The following is a 7,042-nucleotide window of genomic DNA, read 5'->3' as shown; positions in this document are numbered from 1 at the left end:
TGGCGCTCGATTTCGTCGTGGACTGCAAGCCTGGCTGCTACACCATGATCGGCACGGAACTCGACGAGACGGGGATGATCAAGAACGGCGTGCGTGAGGATTGGGCGCCGGGGGCGAGCTTCGTGACGCCACCCGGCTACTGGCATTCCCACCACAATGAATCGGGCGCGGATGCGCATGTCCTGCCCATCCAGGATGCCGGGCTGCACACCTATCTGCGGACGCTGGAAATCACCTTCAGCCACCCCGACCACGACCGCACGGCGCATATCTCGCAGATGCCGTAAGCGGCGTGGCGCCGCCGGCGGGGGCGCTTCCCCCTCCGGCGGCCCCTGCCTGGCTCAGGCCGTCTGCAAGGCGAAGCCCCGGTCCCGCCCCGCAATCACGGTGCGCGGCCTCGACCAGGACCTCGCTAGAATGAACGAGTCAGGCGGAGCCGGAAGCGCGACCGGCCCTTCCACCACTTCGCCCCGGACCGCGTATCCCCCTGCCCTCCCCGTCGCCGCTCTGACGGCGTGTAGCGAGGGGTCATGCCGACGAACCGGCGGAGGACCTGACGGACATGACCGAAGTTCAGGCTCGGATCGAGATGCTGCACCAGGGTGAAGACATCCCCCTTGGCCGACGACTGAGGGTCCCACCAGCCGCGGCCATCATGCGTGACGATCAGCACCTCGCCTCCGTCACGCCGGTATTTGAGGGCACGTCGCGTGCTCTCCCGCTCGTCCAGCCGCCAGGGGCGACCGAGGTTCTCCAGCACTGCCGCGCAGTTCACCTGGGCGCGGAACAGGTCGAGTTCGGTATCCGGGTTCATGGCACTGTCCTCCGATCTCAGGGGTGGTCGGTCTGTCGGTCGGGGTTCCTCCTTTCCTTCAGCTCTGCCTTTACGGAGCCCGGCGACCGTGAAGCCGGCGGGGGGCAAGGGCGCCGCCCGCGAGGGCGGCGGCCGCGCAGCGGCGTCCCTTGCGGCCCGATCGGCGCGAGCGGTAGCGGATCTGCTTTGGTTGCTGTTCTTCATCCCTCCATCGTGCCAAGGACGGTTGCGAACAGCGCGCTCTGCGAGCTGCTATTTCCGCCAACAGCAGGGTTGGCAACTTCGTCTATACGGATCGCCTCCGTCCGCAACCACGGGAAGTGATCCGGCCAGCATCGTCACGTTATGATGAGGCAGTCCCATTGCATCACCGGTCAGTGACCACGGAGCTGCTGACGGCGAATAACGTTCCGGTGCGAGCGCCTGCCGCCTGCAAGCCGTGGGTCAGCGCCTTTGGCCACGCCGGCACTACTGCGCGATGCCGGCGTGGCACAATTCGTCGGCCGTTCCGGACAGCAATCAGGCCAAGGAAATTGGATTACGCGTGATAATTCCAAGATAGTCCGGAGCGGCGTCAGTGTTTGGATAAAGCGATCATGGATTACCGAGACTAGTGACGGAGGCAGCATCAGAATGGTTTGCCTATGCCCAAGCATCGGCGCCCACGACGAAGCTCACCTACTCGGCTTCAACTAATGTGATTCTTCGAGAATTCCATCTCGCCGGCAGACGGTGGGCGTGGTTGGGAGGCCGCCCCGTCTCCGAAGAGGTAAAGCCGTACCTTTTGCATCGGTATCTAGTGACGGCTCAGTTTATCGAGCACCTCATTTATTGCCGAGATCAAAGGCTCCCGATCGGCCAAAGCTCCGCGCGGTACCGCGATTATGAGATTGCTCCCACGTTGTGGGCGCGTGCCTCTTGCAAGAAGAACACCGTCGGGAGTTCGTACGGCAACCTCTACGGGCCTGGCCTGTGTACGCACCTTCTCCTTTTTGCGTGAAGCCTGCTGCAGGCGCTTAACTACTTCCGCGGCGGGAAGCAGCGGCTGCTTCGCCCCTGCCCGCTCAGTCTGTTCGGCGGCAAGCGCGTTGGCCTCCTCCTCGATGGCGGCTTGCGATGAGGGGTGACGAAGCAGTGGCGCGATTGCAGCACCATGGCTGATTTTGATCGCGCTTAGGCTCCCAAACGCCGCTATCACAGCAGGCTTCAGGTCCGCGAGTTGGAGGTATCGACTCAGCCAGCTTTGACTGACCCCTAGACGCTCGGCCATCCGCCCCTGGTTGTCCCCATAAAATCGAGTCAGCGCCCCCGCGTAATCTCGTGCCCGCTCGATGTCCGTTAGGTCCTGACGACTACGGTTCTCGAGATCCGCAATTCGAAACGCCTCCTCATCCGTTAGTTCGCGCGGTTCCACCAGGAAGCGGAAGGCAGGATACCCGTGGGAGCGCAGCCAAGTGGCCGTCCAATGCCGGCGCGCGCCACAAATAACCTCGAACTGATGCTGCGAATCGCCCAGCACACGGCGGACGATCGCGGGGACCTCTTGACGGCCCTGGGCCTGAAAACTCTCTAGGAGATCGGCGCAACTTTCCTCATTCAGCGCGGAATAGTCGCGATTGTGAAACTCCCAAATCCGGCAGGTGGCCGGATCTACCAGCTCGTGCTCCCTTGACATCGTTTGGCCGGAGGCGAGCTCGGACAACCGGTTTCCCCGGCTCTGGAGCACGCCGGTACGAGGCGGTAGCTTCGCAGTAGCGGTTGGCAGCTGCGTCCCTTCGGCCAGTCCGGCAGCGAACCCTTTGTTTCCTAGCGCCATAAAGTCTTTCCAAATCAAAGGTTTCGGAGGATTATGCAGACCTGCAAAACCAGCTCATATTTTGCCTTCGGCACGCAACCTCTCGGCGTGGCTCGGCCAAGTAGATCGGATTTGGGTTTCTATCTCGGCGTTGACCCCATTTAGATAAGCGAGCCCACGGTTGTAGGTCTCCCGTGACGTTACTGGCGCAGCAAGCTCATAAATCGTCATCAACCGAGCGGAGGCATTGTCAATCTCCGCGCTGTCACGCAACACCGTTCGCAGCATCTTGTCGCCGAACAGGTTGCGCATCAGGCCAAGTAATTCCCTTTGCATGGATTTTCCTTCATCGGCGCGAGTAGCTGCGAAGCGTATCCACGAGAAGTCGACGGGGAAATGTCTCTCTTCAAGAATCTGCAGTGTCTCATAAAGCATGGCGAGGAAGGTTGTCGTAGAAGCGAAATCCACGACGGTTGGCGGCATAGGAACTAATAGCGCATTCGCCGCCCGCATAACGGAAAGAGACACAGTTCCAAGTGCCGGGGGCGGATCTAGGACGATTACATCGAAGTGGTCGGCGATCGAGGCAAGCCCCTCTGCCAGTCGGTTCAGCAGCTTGGGTTCCGAGCGCGATATGCGAGCTGCAAGCTCGTATTCAGCGGAATAGAGTTTCAAGTTGGCTGGAACGAGAAACAGGTTATCCCAGTGCGTCTCGCGCACGGCGTACGCAAGACTAGACATCTCCATATTGCGGAAGAAAGGATAAAGGGTGTCATCTTCATGTATGTCGAGATCAGGAACATAGCCGAACAAGGCAGTAGACGAACCCTGACTATCGCAATCGACTAAGCACACCCGATAACCTTGTATCGCCAAATACTGCGCCAGATGGGTAGAGACTGTAGATTTGCCCACACCGCCTTTGAAATTCTGCACAGCAATTACAGCAACAGGGTCGTCCGCGCTTCGCCAAGGCCGCGTACCAAACGCCTCGCGGAGTCGATTGACTTCAGCGAGTGTGTAGCCAACGCGTCGGCCGGAGCTTGTGCGTTCCACAACTGGAACTCGTCCATCCTTCTCTGCCTCGCGAATGGCCGCGGTCGTCCGACCTACCAGTTCAGCCACTTTGGTGATTGGGAAGCGCGGCGATTGACGAGCTCCAGTCTCATGCAATGCCTGGTTACGCAGCCCCTCCAGTACATTGAGGCAGCGACCGTAAACGTCCCCGACGGACCGAAGAGTCGGGGATTCTGCCCTCAGATCGCTCACGTAGGTTTCCTCAAAAAGTCTACACGGAGGCCTTGAAGTTGTAATGCTCGGGCGGTTCGGTCCAACTGCAGCTGGAACTGAGATCGAATATAATCGGCATGAAACCGGCGCTCGACCAACACCACCCACTCTCCTTCTCGCTCTTCCAGAGACGCGCGGCGGAACCAGGCGGCAAAGTCGGCGTCACCCAATATTTCTCGCAATTTCGGCAGAATCGATGGTGGTTCGAGGGATCCAGCACATAGGCTAGGCGTACTCTTATCATCTGTCGGGACGGCGCTGAGATGCGCACCCGGCATCAATTTCTTCTGCAGCGGAGCTGGAGACGGATGAAGGCGTACCATCGCCGTATCGAATTCAGCCCGTGCTTCCGGATAAACACCAGACACATGTCGCTCCCAGGCGTCTCTTATCGTCTGACGGAATTTTCGAATGTTCCGCCCATCGTTGCCGAAGTGAACGGCAAGTTGATCCCAGCTAAGGGCAACAGGACGCTTTGCACCGATGCGAGGTAGCCGGTAGGCCAGCCAAGTATAAAGGTCCAGGGCGGTCGCTGAGTCTCTTAGCTGCCGGATCGCCACCTCGTTCAGCGGTACAGCATGTTCCTGCAGGTGGTGAAAAAAGCCTTCTGTCATCAATATATCGCGTTGAAAGGTCGCGTTCGGGCCGTCGGCACCTCGGTACTCGTTGGTCAGCTTTATCTCGCGGATACCGAACTCATGTGCACCGGTATCATCGGTGTTGTCCCATCGAATCATCCACTCACAAGAAAGCAACCGGTCCATCTGGTCGCGGATCAGAGTTGCTGATCCGCGAGGACCGTAGCTGATTGTTTTGAACCCCATCCGACGCATCCAATCACTAAAATTGCGGCCTAGATGGACATGTCGGGAACCAGCGCGAACCGCTTCGGTCATAATGTGGATCAAAATCAACCTCGGGAGCGAGCCAAATGGTACCCCGAGAGACTGGAAATGCTGCTGGCCGTTGATGATATCCAGACGAGGCTTCGGGTTGATGACTAGTGTGTATTGGCCATCCTGCCGCATGATAGGAGCGAACTCGTCGGCCGGCCGGCGCACTGGCAACGACATGGCGCAAAGGGCCGAGTGGAGAAATGCCGGGCTGGGTGTTTCGTCTTGGACCGCGAGCACCCGATCAAACAAATCGGGTTGGCCGTGTTTTTGCGCTAATGTGCTTGCAGCCTCCCGACCGTGTTGCACGAGCTCGAGATGGATCTGGTGGCCAAGCGGAGAAGGGCGTGCAGCCATGGTCACTCCGAAGAATCGTGCTTGCGCGAGGGCGGCAAACCAATACCCCTCGGTGCCCCGCTTTCGCAAGGCAAACCGTATTTTGAAAAAAATCGAAAGTCTACCGATGGAAAAGGTACGGGCTCTAAGGGAATTTTCTTAGGAAAGAGTCTTAGGTATCGTACCTAACTCATCGGAAGGCCAAGAGAAACCGTACTTTCCTCATCGCGATTCGCCGAGATCAGCGAACTGGTATCATCGGCTACCGTACCTTTTTCATCGGTTCCACACCCCGGTGCGCGTGGTTAGTTCAATGGACGAAGAGGAAGCTGATCTGAGCAAATGAGGCGATCACGCCCATGGAATACAATCGCCGACAAGGCTATTTTCGCTTCCAATTCAGCAACTTAGGCGAAATTTGCAGACCTGCAAAAATGATCAAGTGGTACGGTTGGACTAGCTGAAGTTATGGGCTCACGGACGGATTCGCGAAACAGGCATTCGCATTGCTCGCGTCGCCCGTCGCTAATGTACGCACTGTGCTCAAGATCGGGCACCCCATCCGGATTGAGTGAACGATCGTGAACCAGAGGAAGAGCTACAACATCGCTTGTCCGGCGTAGACGCTGCTTTAGCCCCACATTCAGAGCTGGACCCCGTCTCGAACCGCGGCAGCTAAAGCCGGCCCGCATGCGAAGTCTGGGGCCGGCCCATGCCAGTTTTAAGGAAGTGAACGAAGCTACAGGGTTTCAAAGGACGCCAGAAGCGCGCCGCCTATGACCGCCTGGGTCGAGCCGCTCCGAGAATGGCAGGCGGCGCCGAGTGCCTTCGAGTTGGACCCGCCGGCACCTTGGCCGATATCTTCGACCAGATGCCGGTGCCTTCAGGGGGCGCAGTGTGCGAGTGGGCAGCAATCTCTGCGCCGACATTGACCTGTTCCTCGTGACGAAGAATCAGGTTCGCGCGAGGCCTAGGTCAACTAACAGGCCTGCAGCGGCTCCTGTGCGGAAGCGAAGGATCGTGATGCTAGTAGCACTTTCGGCCGCATGTTCGGAGTGCGTGAGCAACAACGCTTCTTCCTAATCGCGCGCCACCGCCGGACCTGTGGAGCCTCGAGGTCGCGTCACCCACGAATACTGCCGCGCCTCATAACGTGCCCTACGAGCGCTCGCTACAGCTCACCAGTCCGGTCGACATCGCCGACGGCATGCGCATCTGCGTCATGTGCGAAGGCGAGGCATCCGGCACTGGTGGCCAAATTGGCAATTTTCTAGTGCTGTATGCATGCGTTATCCGCGCAGGGGCGCACCGATCCTTTTCCAAGTGCAGTTCCGGCGTGCTCAGGCCGATCTAGGTGGCGAGATCGAAATGTTGGTGATGGGTGTCACGCGCGCGACGGGAAAGATTCCGGCCGGCGCGAAATCATGGGAGCAGTCCCGTCTCTGTGGCCAGGGCTTTTCCGTCCTTCGCTCTGCCACAAGAGGAGCATGTACATGCTCGGGGCTGTCGATACACTGTGGGAACTGACGAAACCTCGTGCTAATTGCTCGAGCAGGAATCGACGGTAGAGGGGCAGGACGATATTGAGTCCGAGGGCTCTTCGCTGAGGCAGAGCAGTTCCTCACCGGGAGAGCATGGCGATCGGCGTCTGCTGCATTTGCCCCTTGCTCATCTCCACGCCTGGCGGAGGGCTAAGTTTGACCTCGACATTACTAGCTAAGCAGGAAACCTCGCCAACGCATGGCGCCAGTTAGAAAGGGCGGCACGGCTCCATAAGCTCAATGCCTTTCATCATCGGAGTTTGACGGCGGCTGTCTGGTAAAATCTCGGCATCATCGCTGGTCACGGACTCCGGGAGGAAAGAGAATAGCGACCCCTGCGGATTAAGTGGATTAACAGCCAGTAAGCAGGGCT

Annotated in this window: 5 protein-coding genes; 1 reads left to right on the top strand and 4 read right to left on the bottom strand. The window is 58.8% G+C overall.

The window, feature by feature from the left end; translation table 11 throughout:
• The coding region (locus tag ACYQ6W_RS20730) for a cupin domain-containing protein (RefSeq protein WP_459677973.1) at positions 1-287 on the top strand (287 nt) is incomplete at its 5' end.
• A 125-nt stretch (positions 288-412) separates the two neighbouring features.
• Here ACYQ6W_RS20730 and ACYQ6W_RS20725 read toward each other — a convergent pair.
• The 4 genes from ACYQ6W_RS20725 to ACYQ6W_RS20710 form a co-directional block, all read right to left on the bottom strand.
• Positions 413-814 (bottom strand): hypothetical protein, encoded by a 402-nt coding sequence (locus ACYQ6W_RS20725; RefSeq protein WP_459677972.1) that lies wholly within the window; start codon positions 812-814, stop codon positions 413-415.
• Positions 815-1,610: 796 nt separating this feature from the next.
• Positions 1,611-2,516: a ParB/RepB/Spo0J family partition protein gene (locus ACYQ6W_RS20720; RefSeq protein WP_459677970.1), complete on the bottom strand. Its 906-nt coding sequence runs from the start codon at positions 2,514-2,516 to the stop codon at positions 1,611-1,613.
• 168 nt (positions 2,517-2,684) lie between these two features.
• Positions 2,685-3,878, bottom strand: a complete 1,194-nt coding sequence (locus ACYQ6W_RS20715) for an AAA family ATPase (protein WP_459677969.1) — start codon at positions 3,876-3,878, stop codon at positions 2,685-2,687.
• Positions 3,875-5,149, bottom strand: a complete 1,275-nt coding sequence (locus ACYQ6W_RS20710; RefSeq protein ID WP_459677968.1) for a replication protein RepA — start codon at positions 5,147-5,149, stop codon at positions 3,875-3,877. The genes ACYQ6W_RS20715 and ACYQ6W_RS20710 overlap by 4 nt, the downstream gene beginning before the upstream one ends.
• Between the last annotated feature and the right edge of the window lie 1,893 nt (positions 5,150-7,042).

The sequence above is a fragment of the Acidisoma sp. 7E03 genome (genome assembly GCF_054665075.1).
The sequence above is the reverse complement of the archived record's forward strand: the minus strand, read 5'-3'. Positions and strand labels throughout refer to the sequence as shown.

Excerpts from the sequence above, each read along its gene's own strand:
- ACYQ6W_RS20710 (WP_459677968.1), bottom strand. The coding sequence starts at position 5,149 with ATGGCTGCACGCCCTTCTCCGCTTGGCCACCAGATCCATCTCGAGCTC.
- ACYQ6W_RS20725 (WP_459677972.1), bottom strand. The coding sequence starts at position 814 with ATGAACCCGGATACCGAACTCGACCTGTTCCGCGCCCAGGTGAACTGC.